Raw genomic sequence first — 1,126 nt, forward strand, 5'->3', positions numbered from 1 at the left:
GAATCTAAAAAGGATGGCTCCTGTACAATACAGAAACCATCTCTTAGCTGCTTAATCTCTTTTTTTAGTTTGTCCTTGACTTAGGTACCACATTAGCTAGATTCCTTTTTCTTAATTAAGCTAGTAATACTAGGCTAATCGCCATAACTGCCATGCCGGCTACTAGACCATACATAGACAAGTGTGCTTCATCGTATTTTTGCGCAGCTGGTAATAATTCATCTAGTGAGATAAATACCATAATTCCTGCGACCCCAGCAAACACAATACCAAACATAACATCATTCAAAAACGGCATAAGCAGGAAAAATGCAACAATCGCACCAACTGGCTCGGCTAAACCTGATAAAAATGATAACTTAAAGGCCTTTTTACGACTACCTGTCGCAAAGTATATCGGTACTGATACCGCAATACCCTCTGGAATATTATGAATCGCTACGGCAATAGCAATGGCAACCCCGACACTTGGATCATTCATCGCAGACATAAATGTTGCGATACCTTCCGGAAAGTTGTGAATTGCAATCGCTAATGCTGTAAACACGCCCATCTTCATTAAATGATCTTCGTTAATTTGCGGTTTTACTGCATCAATATCCTCGACAAGCTTTACTTCATGAGGATTAGAAGCCTTCGGAATGAATTTATCAATTACTGCAATAAACAACACCCCACCAAAGAAGCCAGCGATGGTCATCCAATAACCGTTCGTTGCACCTAATGCATTTGTTAATGCATCCTTCGCCTTCACAAAAATTTCAACAAGCGACACATAAATCATAACCCCTGCTGAAAATCCAAGCGCTACTGATAGAAATTTCGTGTTTGTTCTCGTAGTAAAGAAACCTATTATACTCCCTACACCTGTTGCGAGCCCGGCAAATAGGGTTAACCCTAATGCCATTAACACATTCCCTTCCATACGCATCTTCCTTCTCTTTTTTCTTATTGTACTCATCTTATCGCAAAAGTTTCCTCAACGCAACTTTCTTTAATTAGGCTATATATTATGCACCAACGAAAAATCCCAATCGAGTAGGAGGGAGCGACTAACTCCCGTCCTCTCACACCACCGTACGTACGGATCCGTATACGGCGGTTCCATGAAGTCTGACGGACAGCG

The 1,126-nt window shown here is 41.1% G+C and carries 1 protein-coding gene; it reads right to left on the bottom strand.

Translation table 11 applies throughout. The features are described 5' to 3' along the window. Window positions 1-115: 115 nt before the first annotated feature. The gene (zupT, locus tag ACIQZG_RS24530) at window positions 116-925 is read right to left on the bottom strand and encodes a zinc transporter ZupT (RefSeq protein WP_402758762.1); all 810 of its coding nucleotides are present in this window, start codon (window positions 923-925) and stop codon (window positions 116-118) included. Window positions 926-1,126: the final 201 nt, after the last annotated feature.

It is taken from the genome of Lysinibacillus sp. NPDC096418 (genome assembly GCF_044762775.1).
Classification (GTDB): domain Bacteria; phylum Bacillota; class Bacilli; order Bacillales_A; family Planococcaceae; genus Lysinibacillus.

Coding starts and splice junctions, on each gene's coding strand:
- zupT (WP_402758762.1), bottom strand. CDS start 925: ATGGAAGGGAATGTGTTAATGGCATTAGGGTTAACCCTATTTGCCGGG.